This is a genomic window from Echinicola strongylocentroti, assembly GCF_003260975.1.
Lineage (GTDB): Bacteria > Bacteroidota > Bacteroidia > Cytophagales > Cyclobacteriaceae > Echinicola > Echinicola strongylocentroti.
The window spans coordinates 2894745-2914425 of record NZ_CP030041.1 but is presented as its reverse complement, the minus strand read 5'-3'; the positions used below and the strand labels follow the sequence as shown (position 1 = coordinate 2914425).

Genomic DNA, 19681 nt, shown 5'->3' with positions numbered 1-19681 from the left:
CGGTTTCACAATTTTCCTTAACATTGCAATACTATGTTCATAGAACCTCTCATAGGAAATAATAATCCCAAGGATAAAAAGGGGCACATTGAAGTAATCTGCGGATCGATGTTTTCGGGGAAGACTGAAGAGCTGATCCGGAGGCTCAACAGGGCATTGATAGCCCGACAGAAGATCGAAATCTTCAAGCCAGCCATAGACACGCGGTATCACGAAAGTAATGTGGTCTCGCATAACGAAACCGAAATCCGCTCCACCCCTGTTCAATTTGCCGATGATATTTTGCTTTTGGCAGGCGATTGCGATGTGGTGGGAATTGATGAAGTGCAGTTTTTTGATGAACAGATCGTGCGTGTGGCCAACCAGCTGGCAATAGCCGGAAAGAGGGTGATCATCGCTGGGTTGGACATGGATTTTGAAGGAAGGCCTTTTGATCCCATGCCCCAGCTTTTGGCTGCCGCAGAGTATGTCACCAAGGTACATGCCATCTGCATGAAATGCGGCGACCTGGCATCCTACAGCTATCGGCTTACTCCCGCAAAGGAAAAAGTGGTGCTCGGAGAAAAAGACAGTTATGAAGCCCGATGTAGGAAGTGCTTTTATGATAGTAAATCGTAGCCCTGCCACCATCAACTATCCTAGGTTATGATCAAAAAAACACAGGGAATCGTCATTCACTATATCAAGTATAGGGAAACTTCCATTATCGTTAAGGTCTTCACACGCGACCTTGGACTGAAAAGCTATATAGTCAATGGTGTAAGAAGTGCCAAATCCAAGTCCAAGATGGCCCTTTACCAACCACTAAGTCTTTTGGAACTAGTCGTTTATGATAAAGAAAACGCTTCGCTTAATCGCATTTCAGAAGTGAAATTGGCCCATCCCTTTCAGCGAATTCCGTTTGATTTTTATCGGTCTGGTGTGGCCATGTTTATAGGAGAAATATTGAGCAAGTACATCTATGAAAACTATCAAAACGAATATTTGTTTGATTTTATCTATCAATCGGTTGCTTTGTTGGATAGTGAGGGGATCAGTCTAAGTGCTTATCCACTTTCCTTCTTGCTGGAGACCTCGCGGTTTTTGGGTTTTGCGCCCGGTTCCGCTGCCGAGTTTTTTGAGCAGGTCCATCCGGATGTCAACGACAGCTCATTTGCTCTCAAAGAAAAAAAACATTTCCACCAACTCTTGGCAGCACCATTTGACCCATCCGTAAAAATACCTTCCTCAGTGAGAAAAAGTTTATTGGATGACCTATTGACATTTTATAAACTCCACTTGGATACCTTCTTCGAGGTAAAATCACTGGAAGTCCTTCGAAACCTGATGTAAGGTACAATACGTACCATCATCATAAGGCTCATTTGACTTCTATTTCTCTTATTGTTTTCGAAAAAATCCCAGGAAGCTCTTTGCCATTAGCATCTACCAGTGCCACGGAAACTTGGTGAGTTCCAGTTGGTAAATTGGCGATATTCACCATCCCAAGTTCATGTGTGGTAAATTCCTCCTCTCCAGCCTTAACCATTATTTGCAAACTATCTTCCTGCAAATCTCCCCCTACCAGAACAAAATCTACCAGCACTTCTTCTCCAGCTTCATACACTTGCCCATTTTCAGGCTTGTTCAGCCCGATGTAGGGATCGTCACTTTCTGGAAATGGCTTGGATTTGCCTACTACAAAGTCACGTTCGACATAATTGCCGTATTCCTTCAGGGCCATGCCCTCGTCATCCACCAAAAAAGCCAGCACCTTATACGTTCCCGTATCAAAATTTTCCTTGAAGATAGGGCTGTTATAGCCAATGGGGTCATTTCCGTTGATGATCATTTTTAGCTGGAACCCCTTGTGTCCATGCTCGAAGGGGTAGTTTTTGATATTGAATTCGAAAGCTACATCACCCTCATCAAAGACTTGGTTTTCCAGTGGATGATGAAGCTCAAGGATGGCATCGGGATATGAGTTATGCTGCTTTTCGTACCGAAATGCAGTGGTTTTTTGGCTAGGCTTTGCTACTTCAATGGATGTGGTATCGTCATTGACCTTTTCCTTTTTCGAGTCAGAAGAACATGAATAAAAAATGACAACACTAATAACTAGCAATGCAATGGATGTGATTTTCATGATTGGCGGGAGATTGGGTTTAGCTAAAGATATTTAATTTTCCTATAAAATATTTACCTTGCATGATAAATTAATCTTGTCATGAGCGAAATCCTATATAACGAAATACCCTCCTTGGATCTATCTGATTTTACCGATGGAGATCCGAACAAAAAGGCCCAATTTGTAAAAAAACTAGGTGAAGCATACCAAAATATTGGTTTTGTAGCCATAAAAAACCACGGACTTACCCAAGAGCTACAGGATCAGCTATACGCTTCTATCAAAGCATTTTTTGGTCTGGATGATGCTATTAAGTCCAATTATGAACGCCCAGAGATCGGCTACCAACGCGGCTATACCGGCAAAGGAAAAGAACATGCCAAAGGTAGGAATACCGGTGATCTGAAGGAATTTTACCACGTCGGCCAGGAGCTCTCCAATATTGCCGATACTGATCCGCTCAAAAAAGATTATCCGCCCAATGTTTGGCCTGAAGAGGTGCCTGAATTTAAGCAAACTGCGCTAGAAGTGTTTCGCATCATTGAAGCTGCTGGCAAGTCGATGCTACAGGCGATCGCACTATATTTGGAATTGGAGGAGAATTATTTTGAAGACAAGGTCCTGCATGGCAATTCGATTTTGCGCCCCATTCATTATTTTCCCATAGAAAATCCCGCTGATGTGCCCAGTGATGCGGTACGGGCAGCGGAGCACGGTGATATTAACCTGATCACCCTACTGATGGGGGCTAGTGCAGATGGACTTCAGGTACTGCGCAAAGATGGCCAATGGATCCCCATCACCGCCTTACCGGAACAGCTGGTGGTCAACGTAGGGGACATGCTCGAAAGACTGACCAACAAAAAGCTGAAATCCACCATCCACCGCGTGGTGAATCCTCCCCGTGAGAAGATGAACAACAGCCGCTATTCTATTCCATTTTTTATGCATCCCCGATCTGATATGGATCTTACCTGCTTGGAAAGCTGTGTGGATGATGAAAGCCCAAAAGGATTTGCTGATGCTACTGCGGGAGAATTTTTGGAAGAAAGACTCCGTGAATTAGGCTTACGTAAATAAGGGCTGGTGACCATCCGCAAAGTAAAATACTACCTTTACCTGAAGGATGTCATCACCCTTTCGGTAACTGCATTTGGCGGCCCTCAGGCTTTCTTGGCCATGGTCTTGGACATCATGGTTCGTAAACGCCACTACATAACAGAGGAGGAGCTCTGGGAGCTGAATGCCCTCTGCCAGGTATTGCCAGGCCCTACATCTACCCAGACCATTTCTGCCATTGGCTATCGGGTGGGAGGGCCCAACTTGGCTTACCTGTCGCTAGTGGTATGGATTCTTCCAGCCACCTTGATCATGACCTCTGCAGCGATCTTAGTGGACTTCCTCCAGACGCAGACAGAGGGTTCGCTGGATTTTGCCAAGTTTATTCAGCCAATGGCCATAGGGTTCATCATTTATGCCGCCCAAAAAACCATTGGGAAAATGGTGAAAACTACCGAGGCAATGGTGCTGATGTTGTTATCCGCCTTTGTGGCTTTCTTTTATAATTCCCCCTATATTTTTCCGGTAATGCTTGTAGCGGGAGGGATTACCACTTCCTTGAAGTATAACAAACACCCTAAAATCGAAGAAAAAAGTGGTATTAAAGTTCAGTGGGCCAATTTTCTGCTCTGGGGAGGGGTGCTGATCTTGGCGGCTACCTTGGGGCATTTCACTAAAATCCTTCCCATTAGGCTATTTGAAAACTTTTATCGTAACGGCAGTTTGATTTTTGGAGGGGGACAAGTGCTGGTGCCTTACTTGTATACAGAATTTGTGGAATTTAAGGCCTATCTTACTTCCGAAGAGTTTCTGACGGGGTATGCCATTTCGCAAGGTGTGCCAGGGCCTACTTTCAGTATCAGTTCGTACATAGGCGCCTTATCCATGCGCAGCGCCGGAATGGGAGTTGGTGGGGCTATTGTAGGTGGACTAGTCTCTGCCGCAGGAATATTTCTTCCAGGCACATTTTTGATATTTTTTGTCATCAGGTTTTGGGACGAACTCAAAAAATACCGTCCTGTCCGTGCAGCACTGGAAGGCATCAACGCCGTCAGCTGTGGAATGCTCATTGCCGCAGCCTATTTGCTCTTCGAGCCGATGCCCGCTAATGTATTCAACATCACTGCCATTATCTCCACTTACTTACTTCTTCAGTTTACCAAAATCCCTACCCCTTTTATTATTATTGGGGGAATTAGCATTGGGATTGGCTACCAGCTTTTCACCAATCTTCTTCTGGGATAGGTTTTACAATCATCGAAAAAATAAAATAATAATGAACTGCGAAAAAGCAGCAATGAAACTATTACTTATGGCATGTTAATTGTTGCCAGCCAAAGCACTAAACCAACTACTATTATGTTATGAACACTTTACCAAAGAAGAAATAGCTTCTGATGTTGGAATAGAAATAGGTCTTGGCCGATAAAAAGCATACCAACTATTGTTTATAACTGCCTCAAGGCTGCTCATACAATGTGAGCAGCCTTGTTTTGTTTATATGATGATCATTCCTATTTACTTGTCCGAAATCCTTACCTTTGTGACGAAATCAAGCAGAAGTAACCGGACGTTACCACTAGATAAGTAGTTGACCAATTTATCAATGGGTACATCAAATTCCGGTAATCTTGCGTAGTTTACCTCATACTAATCTATCAAGGTAATGCACAGACTTAAACGATCTCTTGGGCTGTACCTGCCCATTCTTTTTCTCACCTTTAGCTGTTTGGATGATGCCTCCAATCAAAGCCACTCCTTGGTGAATGTTTACCTCGTCGATGCTCCTGGAGATTGGGATAAGGTATATTTGGATATTGAGCGAGTAGAACTTTTTGTAGAAAGCGGAAATAGCGCAGGTACACAAGAATGGATTCCATTGGATTACTTGCCGCTCAGCAATATCGTCAATGTAAGTGCGCTGGTCAATGACTCCAAGTTAATCCTAGGTAGAGGAGAGCTTCCATTGGGGAAAATCAGTCAGGTCAAATTGGTTTTTGGAGATGGTCAGTATTTGGTGTCAGAAGACCAAGAACTGTCGCTCCAATTTGCCAATGCCGAAGATGAAGCCTATATCCATGAAGTGAATTACCCCCTAGAAGGAGGGATGTCCTATGATTTGGTCCTGGATATTGACCTGAGCAGGTCCATTCAGGCCGGCAACACCAATGATGTCTTTTTATTTGACCCTGTTATACGCGTCTTCGAGACAGGGAGCAGTGCTACCATCGAAGGCAAAGTGACGCCCTTGGATGCCTATCCATATATTTATGCTATTATGGGACAAGATACCTTGGGCACACTAACGGACAGCTTGGGCAATTTTACTTTTATTGGCTTGGAGGCCGGTGAATATACAGTGTCATTTGAGCCTAGAGCGCCATATTTGGACAGCCTGACCACAGTGATCACCAAACTGGATTCCACTTCTCAAATGGAGACGGTATTGCTCCAAGAACAGGAAATACCATCAGAATAACCCCTACAAGATCCATGACTGTAGACGAAAAATATATGCTCCGTGCATTGGAACTTGCCGAGTTGGGCAGAAGTGATGTCAGCCCTAATCCCATGGTAGGTTGTGTCATTGTCTATCAAGGACGAATCATCGGAGAGGGATATCACCAAAATTATGGCGGACCTCATGCCGAGCCCAATGCGGTCAACCAAGTGAAGGATCAGGAATTGCTCAAAGAGGCGATCGTTTATGTGACACTGGAGCCTTGTGCGCATTTCGGCAAAACCCCACCATGTGCCAGCCTATTGGCCGAAAAACAAGTAAAGAAAGTGGTCATCGCTGCAGTGGACAGCAATCCCCTTGTAGGCGGCAAGGGAATTGATATTCTCCGGGAGGCGGGAGTGGATGTAGTCACTGGAGTATTAGAAAAAGAAGCCCGTATACAGAACAAGCGCTTTTTTACGGCTATAGAAAAAAAACGGCCTTATGTCATCCTCAAGTGGGCACAGACGCAAGACGGCTTCGTGGCCCGAGCCAATTATGACAGCAAATGGATTTCCAATGCTTACAGCCGCCAGCTCGTGCACCAATGGCGCTCCGAAGAAGACGCCATCATGGTAGGTACCAAGACGGCTCATTTTGATGATCCCAAACTCAACGTGCGTGATTGGCAGGGGAAAGACCCGCTGAGAATCGTACTGGATAAGCAGCTCACCTTGGACAATAATCTCCACCTTTTTGATCAAAGTATCCCCACGATCTGCTATAATCTGATCAAGGACGAAACGCTGGAAAACCTCGTCTACGTAAAACTCCAAAGAAATTTTGACATCAGCGCCATACTGGAAGATCTTCACAAAAGAAAAGTCCAAAGTATCATCATAGAGGGAGGAAGTTATTTGTTACAAAAGTTTGTCCAAAGTGAACTTTGGGACGAGGCCAGGGTGTTTACTGGCCAAAGCAAATTTGAAAGCGGTATTGCAGCACCGAAGCTAAAGCAACATCCGCATGAAAAACATGACATCATGGGGGATCAATTGGCAATTTACAAGCGAGTCAACTAACCCGATCAAACTAATCCAACACGCAATGGCCGAATCATTATTCTTTCCCGACAATGCCACAAAAGCAGAAAAATACAACGCCCTACTTCCGCAATTAGACGCCCTCACCAACGGTGAAGAAGACCTCACTGCCAATCTTGCCAATATCAGTGCGGCACTTAAAGAAGCATTTGGCTTTTTTTGGGTAGGCTTCTATTTGGTAAAAAATGACCAGCTGGTTTTGGGACCCTTTCAGGGGCCGATTGCCTGTACTCGGATCAACTTTGGCAAAGGCGTTTGCGGTGCCGCTTGGAAAGAAGGCAAAACACAGTTGGTTCCAGACGTAGACGTATTTCCAGGGCATATTGCCTGCAGTTCTTCCTCTAAGTCCGAAATCGTCCTCCCTGCCTTCAAAGCCAGCAAGGTGGCTTTGGTACTCGATATTGACAGCGATCAGCTCAATGATTTTGATAAAACCGATGCCGAATACTTGGAGAAGCTGATGCGGATCATCGAGGCGTTTATTTAGAGGGGTCAGGTTGACCAAGAAAACACCATCAATCCGTCACCCATTTTAATTTCCAGCCGGTGGCTACGGCCTGAAAGCGAGTGGGTCTCGCTGTTCCACGACGCGAGCCAACTCCCTTTCCTAACGGCCTCCACCACCGGCTGGAAAACAGGCATACCAAGGGCCATCAAAAGGAAGCGACACCTTTTGTGGACTCAGCAGGGCTCATAATTCTGGCTCAACCTTATAGCTAGATTTCCCAATACAGATCGTCCACTGAGAGAATTATGGTTTTAATCCATGGCCTTTTTAAACATGTATAAAATGGATCCGCCTTGCAGGTACATACTAACTAAACAGCACTGAAACCATGCTTAACCTGGTTTCAATGCCGAGTTTAACCCGGTTTATGCATTAGGAATCGTGATCGCCTGTCCCGATAGCTATCGGGAAGGTTTGAAACTGCAAGAAAATCAGGCTGTTTGGAGATTGAGGCATAGCACCGCTATGGTGAAATCGAAAACAGCAGCGAAGCGACTGATTTTGAAGTAGGTTCATACCGTAATACCTGTGCGCCGCGGCGTAGATAGGCTAATGCATATTCCGGGTTTAATAAGCGGGATCACTTTACCGCCATCCGTTTATCTTTTGCTGTTTGGGTAGAGGGAACTTCATCATTGAGTGATTCGATAAAAGCCACCAGGGCTGCTTTTTCGGCTTCTGTCAGCTCTAGCCTATCCGTAGGCAAGGTTTGGTTAGGAAGATCGATGCCGATGCCAACACCCCCTCCCCGATCATAGAAGTCCACCACTTCTTCCAATGTTTCATATACACCATTATGCATATACGGTGCGGTGAGGGCTGCATTTCTTACGGTAGGTGTTTTAAAGAAAAATTTACGTTCCTTGGTCCCATAGACATGGTACCTGCCGAGATCCTCGTCTATGGAGGCATTGATCGTGTCATTGGAGGCGGGTACGCCGATCAGCTCCATTTCAGATTCTTTGAATGTAACGGGTACAGTGCCGTTAAAGACGGGAGGAAAATGGCATGTGGCGCATTTTGCCTTGCCCATGAACAGATTAAAGCCTTCCCGTTCATCTGCGGTCAGGGTTTGTTCTTGTCCATTGATGTTTCTGTCAAACTTGGAGTCGAAGGGTGTCAAGCTTCTGATATAACTGGCAATGGCGTTACGGATATCCCCTTCCGCAACCGTCCCGTCACCATAAAGGTCTTTAAAAGCCTCCACATACGCTTCATTGCGGGAAGTGACTTTCTGGAGATGCTCCAAATCTGTGTGGAACTCTTTTTCATTTGTGGTCACATCCACTATTTGTCCCTCTAGGCTGCCTGACCGATTGTCATAGAAAAATCCCTTCTGAAGCGCAGCATAAAGAAGGGTGGGGCTGTTTCGGGTATTCCCTAGGGAGGTTTTCATTCCGTCGGTAAATTGCTTTTCTGGTAGATGGCAGGTGGCGCAGCTCATGTCACCACTACGGGAAAAGGCCTTTTCATTAAACAACTGCTTTCCCAGGGCTGCTTTTTTTTGGTCCAAGACCCCAAAGTTTTCAGAGGAGAAATAACTGATGTTAAAGGTTTGGTCCGAAAACAGGGAGGTTGCGTTATTCCGTATGGCTTCATCAAACGGGAAGTTCACTGCCCAATCCTTGACCACTTCATTCCAAACGCCGAGCATCGGTTGGGTGTGGTTTTTGATAAAACCGTATCGGTCAAAACTGTTGAAATCACCGGTCAATGCTGCTATTCCAGCATCGAGTTTTTTCATTGTTTTTTGGTAAAGTCCCTTGTCATTAAAGTGCCCTTCATATGCTTCCATGGTGGTTTTTAAGCCTGAGTACACATACTGTGCTTCGGTCAGTGAGTTTTGCAATACAGGAGAATCGAAGCCGGTGATTCCCGTCAGGGCCACTCTCACTATGCCGTCCCGAAACATCCATAAGACATGGTAAGGCTTTACAAAATCAAAGGTTGAATTGGCATGGACCAATTGTATTCTTTTTGAAGTGACCTTGGCCGTCTTGCCTATCAAGTGCCAGTCAGGATCATCCGCAAAGATATTCTCCTCAAGTACCTGAAATCCTTTGGGCGATTTGATTTTTATATCCGTAAAATCTTCTTCCTCCACCTTGGTGATATTCGGCTGGTTAAGGAACTTATAGTTTTCGGAGTCCATGAAAGCAAGGATTGGCTCGGCTTTTTTAAAGTGCTTTCGGGCCAATAAAAAGTAATTCTCCACCTTTCTGAAATCTCTCTCATCGGGAATACTGTCCAAGTAAAGAAAGGATTTTTTTAGGTGAAACATGTATTGTTCTGCGAGTCGATCGACAGGACGATGGTCTTGCTGCGAATCTGTAGCCTTGCCACAAGAAACAAAGAAAGCTAAAAAACCTAAAAGGCTTATGAAACCATAAGCCTTTTTAGAATATATATTATGCATGTTGTTAGCGTTTTAAGCCCTTCAGCACGTAAAGCATACTGCCTTCGTTAGAATCAGTTGTCGGGTTGGCATTGGGATCAGTGAAAGCATCATTTTCCCAGCCATGATTTTGGGTAATGAGTACAAAAGTCTCTTCCTCTCCTAAAATATCGGAAACATCGATCATCCCTGTGAGCTCCCAAGTACGGTCCGTAGTACCATAATTTTGGCTTGCAGCAGCATCTTGATCGCACTCAAGTACTGTTCTCAAATCACCTGTGTTGATATCATATTGATACAACTGTGCAAAGTGCATTTTATCTTCTTGGTCAAAATAGCCATTGGGGTCTTCTTGGATATAGACATAATTTTCGGTCACCAAGATATTGTCCGGGCTATGAAATGCCTTGGCTTTTCCGTCCAGCTTATCGCCATCTAGCACGCAGGAAATCGTAGCTTTGGTAGGGTCTTCTTCATCTAGGACGATTTTATAAACCCGGCCATAAAAAGTGCCTTTGTTTAGTAGCGGGTCGTTTTTTCTTCCCGTCACGGCTACATAAATTTCTCTGTTATTGGCAGCAGATCCCCTTCTCCAGTCGATGTCTTCCACTCTGGAAAAGCCCATAAAGCCTTTTGCTCTGGATTCTTCCTCTAGTTCATCATAGGTACGCTCTTCATATTCCAAAAATTCTACCTCATACTCTTCTCCTTCCACCATGTCCATTTCATAGGTAATGTCAGGGCTGGTGACCTTTAATCCATAAAGTTTACCTCCTGAGAGGTCTCCATGATCACCGATATACATGGCCACTTGGCCAGAAGGTGTTTCATTATCGCTGGTATCATCGCCGATAAAGACCACTGTCTGTCCAGGGTAGGCCTCTTTTCCGATGGCTACGGCGTTTTCTACAGACCATTGTCCCAGTGCAGGAAGTAAAGTGGCCACATCTGCATCCGCAGGATCTTTTGCCGGGTCGGTCATAAAAACACCTTTGGAGTTTCCGCCCCATTCTCCACCAGAGAGATATAATGGCCCAAAACCATGCTCCTCCATGGTGATCAAAGAACCGGAGCACTGCGCAGTGGAAGCGGTGGCTTCCGCATTAAGGATATATTCTCCCCCTACTGGCTTAAATGTCTCATCAAAAGAAATACGGGCCACAGAGTAATCAGCCTCAATATTGTTCAGCAAGGTAAACGTGCCATCGTCATTTTTCATCAGGCCTGCACCGTCTGCCATACTTCCATAAACGAAGTCCGGCGTGTTTTCCAATTGGTCCTCTGAAGACAACAGGTTATAGACTTCTACGTCTTCAAAGCCCGATTTTAATTTGAGGAATACTGGAGAACTTGAATGGTTCGCCAGTTCTACATCTGATGATGGGGTGGTAGGAACTCCCCCTTCTTTGTCATCACCACAGCCGGCTAAAAATAACGTGCCGACAACCGCTTGGATGGTCAATAATTTTTTCATAATTGGTCTCTTTAGAGTGGTTGTGTTATTACAAAAATACTCCGAGAGCCAGTCAATCTGATTAAGACAATGTTTTGTTTTATTTATGATTTGAACAATAAGAAAATTTATAAAAAACAATTAATTAATAATACTGCGTGCGCCAAAGCTATCGAGGCAGGAAACCAGTTCTTCCCAGTTATTTTCCCCATTTAGGGACAAACTTGGGCTCATAAGCAGCCATCTTGTCCAGCATCTCGGCAGGGTCGTCACTGATGATCAGCAGCTCCATTTGGGCTTGTTTCAGAAAACCTTCTTGGGCAGAAAAACTCAAAAATTCGATCAATTTATCGTAATACCCCTCCACGTTATATAGTGCCAATGGCTTTTGGATATAGGCGAGTTGGTTAAGGGTCATGATCTCAAAAAGCTCCTCCAGTGTACCGATTCCCCCTGGCATGGCGATGAAGCCATCACCGGTCTCTGCCATGAGCCACTTACGGTCTCGCATGGTCTCTACCACAGTGAGCTCCGTACAACCGTGATGAGCGACTTCCACATCTACCAGTTTTTGGGGAATGAAGCCATATACATTTCTTCCCACGCTTAGCATATAATCAGCGATAATCCCCATTAGCCCCACTTTGCCTGCTCCATACACCAAATCCATCTTCCTTAAGGTCATTTCTTCTGCCAATGCGATAGCGCCATTTTTATAGGCAGGATTATTTCCGGTATTGGAGCCGCAGTAGATGGTTATTTTTTTCATTGTATTGCAAATGAGGGTAAAACAATATTACTAATAACTGGATTTTTATGCCCTTTCCCAAGTTCTTCGAGTTAAATAAAATTGAAAAGACGGCCTCGAAAAATCCTATTTGTAACAGATGTTTCCAACAAAGAGAAGGGCATTTTATGCTAATCCAATGAAGAAAGAGAGTTTTTCAGTATTCACCATACATAAACCCTACTTTTCTATTAACTTTGTGCCTGCTTTTGAAACAATTAGCTCAGCGCTGTAATCCTTTTCGGGAGCACAGAGCTGGCACTTAAGCATTTGATCAAGAAGAAATAAGAGAGATATCGTGAAAAAATATCAGGAGTTCAAACAAGTAGATTATCCCGGAATAGGAGAAAGTGTACTGCACTACTGGCAGGAGAATAAGATCTTCGAAAAATCCGTCAAAAACCGAGAGGGAGCGGAGACATTTACCTTTTTTGAAGGCCCTCCATCTGCTAATGGAACGCCGGGAATTCACCATGTGATGGCCAGAACATTGAAGGATATTTTTTGTCGGTACAAAACCCTCAAAGGATACCAGGTGAAGCGGAAAGGCGGCTGGGACACGCACGGATTGCCTGTAGAGCTGCAAGTGGAGAAGGAACTGGGCATCACCAAGGAAGATATCGGTAAGAAAATCTCTGTAGAGGAATACAATCAAAAATGCCGGGAAACGGTCATGCGCTTCAAGGATGAATGGGATGACCTTACCGAAAAAATAGGCTATTGGGTGGACTTGGATGATCCTTATATCACTTTTGAGCCGAAATACATCGAAACCCTGTGGAGCCTTCTTAAGCGACTTTACGAGAAGGACCTGCTCTATAAAGGCTATACGATCCAGCCTTATTCCCCTGCAGCTGGCACGGGGCTGAGTTCCCACGAACTCAACCAGCCAGGTTGCTACCGTGATGTGAAGGACACTTCCATCACGGCGCAGTTTAAGGTAAAAGGCCGCGAAAATGAATACATCATCGCTTGGACCACGACCCCGTGGACACTTCCTTCCAATTCCGCCCTGGCGGTGGGAGAAAAGCTCGATTATGTCAAGGTCAAAACCTTCAACCCCTATACCTTCCAGCCACAAACGGTTATTTTGGCCAAGGCCAGAATGGGCGCTTTGTTCAGTAATAAAGCTGCGGACCTAAAAATAGAGGACTATAAAGCTGGCGATAAGCTGATTCCTTATGAAATCGTGGAGGAATTCAAAGGATCGGACATGTTGGGAATGGAGTACGAACCGCTCTTCCCTATTGATGGCATCAAGCTGCCCCATCCTGCATATACAGTAATTCCTGCCGACTATGTGACCACAGAAGATGGTACGGGGATCGTCCACCTTGCCAAGGCATTTGGCGCGGATGACTTTAGGACATTGGTGCAGGCAGGTGTGCCCGGCGTATTTATCAAGGACGACCAGGACAATGAAATCCCTGTAGTGGATAAAAAAGGCAAGTTCTTGCCCGTGGTAGGTGAATACTTGCTGGCCAAAATGGATGAGCACCAAATCACCGCACATAAAGAATACACGGTCGATGATTTCTATGTAAAAAATTACCTGAAAGAGGATGAAAATGCAGCGGAATACAAAAATACCGATGTGATCATTTCCATCATCTTGAAGAATGAAAACAAGGCGTTCAAGGTAGAGAAATACGAGCACAGCTATCCCCATTGCTGGAGGACAGACATGCCTGTGCTGTATTATCCCCTAGAAAGCTGGTTTGTCAAAACCACCGCTTACAAGGATCGCTTAGTGGAGCTGAACAATACCATCAACTGGAAGCCGGAAGCCACCGGTACTGGGCGTTTTGGCAACTGGCTGGAAAATTTGGTAGACTGGAACCTCAGCCGCTCGCGGTTCTGGGGCACGCCACTGCCCGTTTGGAGAAATGAAGATGCTACCGAAACCAAGTGTATCGGCTCTATCGCTGAACTGAACGAAGAGATCAAGAAATCCATTGCCAAGGGCATTATGCAGGAATCTCCATTCAAAGGAGAAGAAATCGATCTGCACAGACCTTATGTAGATGACGTGGTCTTGGTGGACAGCCAAGGCAATAAAATGTTCCGTGAGCCAGACCTGATCGATGTGTGGTTTGACTCTGGAGCCATGCCGTATGCACAGTGGCATTACCCATTTGAAAACGAGGAAATATTTAAGGCCAATTACCCGGCAGACTATATCGCAGAAGGCGTAGACCAGACCAGAGGATGGTTCTTCACTTTGCATACCATTGCTGTGATGCTCTTTGACAGTGTAGCCTTCAAAAACGTGATCGCCAACGGCCTTGTACTGGACAAAAACGGCAACAAGATGTCCAAACGCCATGGCAATGCCGTCGATCCATTCAAAACGCTGAAAGAATATGGACCGGATGCACTCCGCTGGTACATGCTCTCCAATGCCAATCCTTGGGACAACCTGAAGTTTAACCTGGAAGGTGTAGCGGAAGTTCAGCGAAGGTTTTTTGGCACCTTGCAAAATACCTATAACTTCTTTGCGTTATATGCCAATCTGGATGCTTTTACTTATGACCCCGCCAATACCGTGGCCGTAAGTGAGCGGCCGGAACTGGACAGATGGATCATTTCCAAGCTCCAGTCCCTGATCAAGGAAGTGGAAAACTCCATGGACAATTATGATGCTACCCGAGCAACGCGTGCCATCATGAACTTTACCGTGGACCAGCTGTCCAATTGGTACGTAAGGTTGGCGAGAAAACGCTTCTGGAGAGGCGAGATGAACCAGGACAAGCAAGCGGCTTACGAGACCTTGTACGAATGTCTTATGGCGATCAGCCAGTTGATGTCGTCCTTTGCGCCGTTCTATTCGGACTGGATGTTCACCAACTTGACCGAAGGCGCTAAAGAAGCAGGTCAGAAAATTCCGGAATCGGTACATTTGACCGACTGGAAGGCAGCTGATAATGCCCTTATCAATGAAGACCTGGAAGCCAGCATGCAGTTGGCGCAAGACATTTCTTCATTAGTGCATAGCCTACGGAAGAAGGATAAACTGAAAGTACGCCAACCGCTTCAAAAGATCCTTATTCCTATCCTGAATGAAAAAACCAGGCAGCAAATCCAACATGTGGAAGAGCTGATCAAGTCTGAAGTGAACATCAAAAGTGTCGAGTACATCGATGATGCTTCAGGAATATTGGTAAAAAATGCCAAGCCTAACTTCCCGCTTCTCGGGAAACGTTTTGGGCCAAAAATGAAGCTGGTGGCCGCAGCCATCGGTAAGTGGGGCCACGAGGAAATCAACATGCTGGAGCGAAATGGCAGCATTGACATCGAGGTGGATGGAGAGAAAGCCAGCTTGGCACAAGAAGAAGTCCTCATCACCTCCCAGGACATCCCTGGCTGGTCTGTGGCCAGTGCCAATGGCATCACCGTCGCCCTGGATGTCACCCTGACCGAAGCACTCAAGCAAGAAGGCATCGCCCGGGACTTGGTCAATAGGATCCAAAATCTGAGAAAGGACATGGGGCTGGAAGTGCAGGACAAAATCACCATCAAGGTGGCCAAGCTGAACGAGCAGGTGGACAGTGCATTGGAAAACTTCTCGGCTTATATCCAGTCCGAAACACAAGCCCTCTCACTTTCTGTCAATGGAGATGTGGAAGAAGGAACAGTGCTGGACATGGATGAATTCGAACTGAAAGTAAAGGTAGATAAAGTATAAACTAAACTGGCGCGGCCATCACGTAGTCGCTGAACGTAGAGCAAATGAAATATTTAAAGTACTTTGGTATTACCTTACTGGTCATTTTGATTGACCAAATCGTAAAATTGGCTGTCGATACCAATATGGCAATGGGAACTGCCGGTCAGATCAAGATTTTTGGTGACTGGTTTAAGCTCCATTACACGACCAATCCAGGAATGGCCTTCGGCATGGAGCTGGGTTCTGAATATGGGAAGTTGATCTTGACGACCTTTAGGCTAGTGGCCATGGTGGGTATCGGATATTACCTGTACTACCTGATCATGAAGAAAGTACACCCTGGCTATATCATTTGCATCGCCATGATTTTGGGTGGTGCCATAGGCAATTTGGTAGATAGTGTGTTTTACGGTGTGCTTTTAGGCAATGCCCCCTATGATGCCAGCACACCATGGTTTCATGGACAAGTGGTGGACATGTTCTATATTGACATTTGGGAAGGTTTCATACCAGACTGGGTGCCGCTATGGGGCGGAAGCTATACGGCATTATGGCCGATCTTCAATGTCGCTGACGCCTCCATCTTTATGGGTGTAGTGTTCATCCTACTCTTCCAGAAAAGATTCTTTGGAGAGGAGACCAAGCAGCATCAAGAAGAGGAAGAAGACGAAATACAGCGCCAGTTTATCGAAGAAAAATAAGCCACAGAGCCTCGGGAGAACCCCGGGGCTTTTTTTGTTGGGTCAAGTCGTTTTTCTGGAGTCTATTTAACCCGGTTTATGCATTAGGAATCGTCATCGCCTGTCCCGATAGCTATCGGGAAGGTTTGTAACTACAAGAAAATCAGGCTGTTTGGAGATTGAGGCATAGCACCGCTATGGTGAAATCGAAAACAGCAGCGAAGCGACTGATTTTGAAGTAGATTCATACCGCAATAGATAGGCTAATGCATATTCCGGGTTTAAGGATCAAGCCATATTGTTGGGCGAATAAATTTCGACACACTTTCTTGAAATTTATTTCCTATTGATTTTTGGACTAAAGCGCTGTTGGTGTGTGTTGGGTTTTAGCGTGAATTTATAAGCGCTAGGAAGGTAATAGCTGCTAAAACAATGAGATTATTTTTGATGTTTACCATGGGTGTTGCCCATGGCTATGGATGTCACGCCCTTTCAGGGCTTTTTTATGCCACTTGGCTATTCCAATTTAAGCAAAAAATCAGCGCAAATCATAATCATCTGAGCCACCTGTCTCGCCGAGGTAAATCAGCGTTCCATCAGCCCCTCAACTTTTCCGCTTGATCCACAAATTGGTCTAACTTATGGACTATTAACCGACTGCACCATAAGAGCCATATGTATCGAGAGGTTCACGTACGGTTCTGTGAGAGGTTTAGGGGTGAGATTTCTCTTTACCTATTCGACTGGCGGTAGTTTATATCTCAGGAGCTTCCAACTCTTCCACTAGTTCTTCTTTATTGCAGTGTTTGATGAAGAAGTAAAATGTTGAATCAATAATTTTCAAAGTCCTAGTGCTTCTGTCATAGTCGAAAATAGGTGGGATTATGTTTTTTTTGACTTGAGTTTTTACTATATCATGCAAGAAATATCCCATATCAGAAGGTCTTACATCATCTGGGCGATGGTGGTCTTTTTTTATAAGTTCCTGAACTTCTTTCCTTTTAAAACCTTTGGTAATATCATCAAAGGTTGACTCAAAAACACCCTTTACGAAGTAGTAAGCAAGGTACAACGGTGTTTTATCAGAAGTTTTAGCCTTTTGTTCAATAAAGGACTCTAGGCACCTAATATGCCTGCTCGAATAATCTTCTAATTTCTGAGCTTCCGCATTGTTTAGGTTAGTCGCTGATAATGTAACCATTTTTTCCTGCTGGGTTTCTTCGACACCTGCGTCAAAGCAAGCATATTTTGCGAGTTCTTGAAAAACACCAATGCTGTCAAAAGCTGACTCTACCATTTGATCTTCAATTGTACTGAAATCAACATTTAATAAAGGCTCACCGCCTCTAAGTACTTTCAGAAAATCTTCTTTTTTCCATGGTTCAACAGGAACCTCGATCATTCGGTCTAGCAAATCACCATTGAATTGTGAAAGCCTATTTTTTTCTCTCCAGATTCCAAGAACGATGAACAGTATATGATGATCCTCAAAAATCCTAAGATCGAATGCAAGAGACTTTTGAACTTCCTCATCCAAGTAATGGAAGTTTTCTAGTATGATTCTTTTGTTCGATCCGGCTTTCTTCAATATTTCTGAAATATCTTGAGCCAAGCTCAAATTAAAATCTACATTTTTATACGTTTTTGACATTTTCTCTCCTCCCTTACCTTCGCCTTCGCCACCGAATTCAGCCTCTGCTATCAATGGTATTTTAACCTTAGCTTTTGCTCCGATCTTACCACCGAATTCACTACTTTTTTCATCAGTTCGACCAATTTCAAACTCAATATTTTCTTGTCTAAGGATTGACTTAAATAAGTCAAGTGAGGTAGAGTTGGGGGCACAATCAACTCGAATAAATTCACTTGGCTCCATGTGCCTGTTGGTAAGAGCCGTTTTCCCTTGCTTTGAAGCACCGTACACAACGATGTGTTTGTTAGAATTGAGTCCCTCCAGAAATCTATCGTCGACTTCTTCTCTTTGAATATATGATTCAACTTTCTCGTTGGAAACTCCAAATACTTTATTGGTTTTCATTGTTGCTCCTTCCATTATATTATTTCTAACGTTAAGTATATGCAAAGTAGGCGATTGCGGGCTTCAAACCTATCAAACCGTTACGATTTTTAAGCGGGCTACAACCTTTGAATTAACTACTATCTCGCCCATTTTGTATATACATTGTGTGTGCCCAGCATGGGCATCTGGATCGAAGATACCAAAATATTCCAGAGGGTGAAAGTCCCTTACAGACGAGTTGGTGAAGTCTGTTAGCAATTCGCAAGCTGGTTGCCGTGAGGCATACAGTGAAGGAAGCGGGACTGCAAATTCCGGTACTATCGAACAGAAACGGCATATATGAGTCAAGAAGTCAGCAAAGGCCATAATAGTCAACAGGGCTTGAGCTTAGTAAACCGAAGAGTTCTCACGGGTTGATGAAGGGCCATCCGTCAGGCGGGGTCGAAATGGATCTGAGCTGATTGGCTGAGCTCGGGCTACTCGACTGGCAAACGTTATTTTATATTCCATTCTATTTTTTTAAGACGAGCACCAACTTGTTTCAGGGTTTCAATCAATTTGCTTTCTGCCGGAAGTTTACCTGTTACTAGGTTTTTGAAATCACCTTTGTATGCAGTGCTGAGTTGTTTCCATGTTTCTTGTGGTTTGTCAAATATGATGGCCGTTGAAGGATGTTCGGAAATCCAGTCATTGTTGTTCTTATAGCCGATCATGTCGTCATTACCCACCTTTATCAGCATATCATCAAAACCACTACTTTCAAAGAACTGCTGTATTTCTTCATCTTTTAACATTTGATGGATGTCGTACACATGACGGATCTTGTTTCTCAGGTCATCTATCGGTTCTTCTGTTCTGGAGAACCTCACTAGACTCATGATCTTCTCGCAGATAGTTCTCAGCTTGCTCAATACCTGAATGGTGAATGGAGCCATGTTGTATTGTTCAATCAGTTCGTCTTGTCCTTTAGACTTCATCATTTCATATATGTAAGAACTGACCTGCATATCAGAAAAAGGTTCAAAATTCCCTAACCATGTAGCTTCAACCACTACGTGTTCCCTGATCTGACCAAAATCTCCTTCAAGTAACTTGTTGTATTGATGAACCGTTTTCCGAATATTTCCCCTTTTATTGGTGAGTCCTTTAACTTCTACTTCTGGAATTACCCTTTCCACCACTTTACTGATTGCCCGGATTTTCTTCTTTAACTGATTGTCATTCTCTCCTTCATTGCGGAGCACTACTATGTCAATATCTTCTGAGAATCACTCTATCAGTTTGTGGCATTTTGAAAGTGCTGTTCCACCTTTAAAAACGGATTGGTCGGCTATATCTGAAAGGAATATCTCATACAAAGCAACCGTTACCCAATAATCCTTCTCCACATAAATGTCTCTCATATCGATATATTCCGCTGTGGCAAGGATTGCGTCTTGTAGTAGTTCTTTGTTGCTGTGTA

Annotated in this window: 15 protein-coding genes and 1 pseudogene; 9 read left to right on the top strand and 7 right to left on the bottom strand. The window is 44.4% G+C overall.

Going from position 1 to position 19681, the window contains the following annotated elements; genetic code table 11:
* The first annotated feature begins 33 nt into the window (after window positions 1–33).
* Window positions 34–618, top strand: coding sequence for a thymidine kinase (locus DN752_RS11240; protein WP_112784034.1), 585 nt, complete (start codon window positions 34–36; stop codon window positions 616–618).
* 27 nt (window positions 619–645) lie between these two features.
* A complete protein-coding gene (gene recO, locus DN752_RS11235) occupies window positions 646–1332 on the top strand; it encodes a DNA repair protein RecO (protein ID WP_112784033.1) in 687 nt (228 codons plus the stop codon).
* Window positions 1333–1360: 28 nt separating this feature from the next.
* Here the strand turns inward: recO and DN752_RS11230 are convergent, their stop codons facing one another.
* Entirely contained in the window at window positions 1361–2125 is a 765-nt protein-coding gene (locus DN752_RS11230; RefSeq protein WP_112784032.1) for a hypothetical protein, read from the bottom strand.
* 81 nt (window positions 2126–2206) lie between these two features.
* Between DN752_RS11230 and DN752_RS11225 the strand changes: the two genes are divergently transcribed.
* From DN752_RS11225 to DN752_RS11205, 5 genes are all read left to right on the top strand, one after another.
* Entirely contained in the window at window positions 2207–3187 is a 981-nt protein-coding gene (locus DN752_RS11225; RefSeq protein ID WP_112784031.1) for an isopenicillin N synthase family dioxygenase, read from the top strand.
* 6 nt (window positions 3188–3193) lie between these two features.
* Window positions 3194–4411: a chromate efflux transporter gene (gene chrA, locus DN752_RS11220; RefSeq protein WP_112784030.1), complete on the top strand. Its 1218-nt coding sequence runs from the start codon at window positions 3194–3196 to the stop codon at window positions 4409–4411.
* Window positions 4412–4832: 421 nt separating this feature from the next.
* Entirely contained in the window at window positions 4833–5645 is an 813-nt protein-coding gene (locus DN752_RS11215) for a DUF4382 domain-containing protein (protein ID WP_112784029.1), read from the top strand.
* A 14-nt stretch (window positions 5646–5659) separates the two neighbouring features.
* The gene (ribD, locus tag DN752_RS11210; protein WP_112784028.1) at window positions 5660–6688 is read left to right on the top strand and encodes a bifunctional diaminohydroxyphosphoribosylaminopyrimidine deaminase/5-amino-6-(5-phosphoribosylamino)uracil reductase RibD; all 1029 of its coding nucleotides are present in this window, start codon (window positions 5660–5662) and stop codon (window positions 6686–6688) included.
* Window positions 6689–6713: 25 nt separating this feature from the next.
* Window positions 6714–7196, top strand: coding sequence for a GAF domain-containing protein (locus DN752_RS11205; protein WP_112784027.1), 483 nt, complete (start codon window positions 6714–6716; stop codon window positions 7194–7196).
* Between the two features lie 5 nt (window positions 7197–7201).
* On the opposite strand, the gene DN752_RS24475 is transcribed toward DN752_RS11205, so the two are convergent.
* The 4 genes from DN752_RS24475 to DN752_RS11190 form a co-directional block, all read right to left on the bottom strand.
* Complete coding sequence (locus DN752_RS24475) at window positions 7202–7351, bottom strand: hypothetical protein (protein ID WP_162633193.1); 150 nt, start codon at window positions 7349–7351, stop codon at window positions 7202–7204.
* 446 nt (window positions 7352–7797) lie between these two features.
* Window positions 7798–9633, bottom strand: a complete 1836-nt coding sequence (locus DN752_RS11200; protein ID WP_112784026.1) for a cytochrome-c peroxidase — start codon at window positions 9631–9633, stop codon at window positions 7798–7800.
* Window positions 9634–9637: 4 nt separating this feature from the next.
* The gene (locus tag DN752_RS11195; protein ID WP_112784025.1) at window positions 9638–11086 is read right to left on the bottom strand and encodes a PhoX family protein; all 1449 of its coding nucleotides are present in this window, start codon (window positions 11084–11086) and stop codon (window positions 9638–9640) included.
* 178 nt (window positions 11087–11264) lie between these two features.
* A complete protein-coding gene (locus tag DN752_RS11190) occupies window positions 11265–11834 on the bottom strand; it encodes an LOG family protein (RefSeq protein WP_112784024.1) in 570 nt (189 codons plus the stop codon).
* A 316-nt stretch (window positions 11835–12150) separates the two neighbouring features.
* Between DN752_RS11190 and ileS the strand changes: the two genes are divergently transcribed.
* Entirely contained in the window at window positions 12151–15537 is a 3387-nt protein-coding gene (gene ileS / locus DN752_RS11185; RefSeq protein WP_112784023.1) for an isoleucine--tRNA ligase, read from the top strand.
* Window positions 15538–15581: 44 nt separating this feature from the next.
* Complete coding sequence (locus DN752_RS11180; RefSeq protein ID WP_112784022.1) at window positions 15582–16220, top strand: lipoprotein signal peptidase; 639 nt, start codon at window positions 15582–15584, stop codon at window positions 16218–16220.
* 733 nt (window positions 16221–16953) lie between these two features.
* Here the strand turns inward: DN752_RS11180 and DN752_RS11175 are convergent.
* Entirely contained in the window at window positions 16954–18252 is a 1299-nt protein-coding gene (locus tag DN752_RS11175; protein ID WP_112784021.1) for a P-loop NTPase family protein, read from the bottom strand.
* A 461-nt stretch (window positions 18253–18713) separates the two neighbouring features.
* A pseudogene (locus DN752_RS11170) lies at window positions 18714–19622 on the bottom strand (nucleotidyl transferase AbiEii/AbiGii toxin family protein).
* Window positions 19623–19681: the final 59 nt, after the last annotated feature.

Excerpts from the sequence above, each read along its gene's own strand:
- DN752_RS11240 (WP_112784034.1), top strand. The coding sequence starts at position 34 with ATGTTCATAGAACCTCTCATAGGAAATAATAATCCCAAGGATAAAAAG.
- recO (WP_112784033.1), top strand. The coding sequence starts at position 646 with ATGATCAAAAAAACACAGGGAATCGTCATTCACTATATCAAGTATAGG.
- DN752_RS11230 (WP_112784032.1), bottom strand. The coding sequence starts at position 2,125 with ATGAAAATCACATCCATTGCATTGCTAGTTATTAGTGTTGTCATTTTT.
- DN752_RS11225 (WP_112784031.1), top strand. The coding sequence starts at position 2,207 with ATGAGCGAAATCCTATATAACGAAATACCCTCCTTGGATCTATCTGAT.
- DN752_RS11215 (WP_112784029.1), top strand. The coding sequence starts at position 4,833 with ATGCACAGACTTAAACGATCTCTTGGGCTGTACCTGCCCATTCTTTTT.
- ribD (WP_112784028.1), top strand. The coding sequence starts at position 5,660 with ATGACTGTAGACGAAAAATATATGCTCCGTGCATTGGAACTTGCCGAG.
- DN752_RS11205 (WP_112784027.1), top strand. The coding sequence starts at position 6,714 with ATGGCCGAATCATTATTCTTTCCCGACAATGCCACAAAAGCAGAAAAA.
- DN752_RS24475 (WP_162633193.1), bottom strand. The coding sequence starts at position 7,351 with ATGCCTGTTTTCCAGCCGGTGGTGGAGGCCGTTAGGAAAGGGAGTTGG.
- DN752_RS11200 (WP_112784026.1), bottom strand. The coding sequence starts at position 9,633 with ATGCATAATATATATTCTAAAAAGGCTTATGGTTTCATAAGCCTTTTA.
- DN752_RS11195 (WP_112784025.1), bottom strand. The coding sequence starts at position 11,086 with ATGAAAAAATTATTGACCATCCAAGCGGTTGTCGGCACGTTATTTTTA.
- DN752_RS11190 (WP_112784024.1), bottom strand. The coding sequence starts at position 11,834 with ATGAAAAAAATAACCATCTACTGCGGCTCCAATACCGGAAATAATCCT.
- DN752_RS11180 (WP_112784022.1), top strand. The coding sequence starts at position 15,582 with ATGAAATATTTAAAGTACTTTGGTATTACCTTACTGGTCATTTTGATT.
- DN752_RS11175 (WP_112784021.1), bottom strand. The coding sequence starts at position 18,252 with ATGGAAGGAGCAACAATGAAAACCAATAAAGTATTTGGAGTTTCCAAC.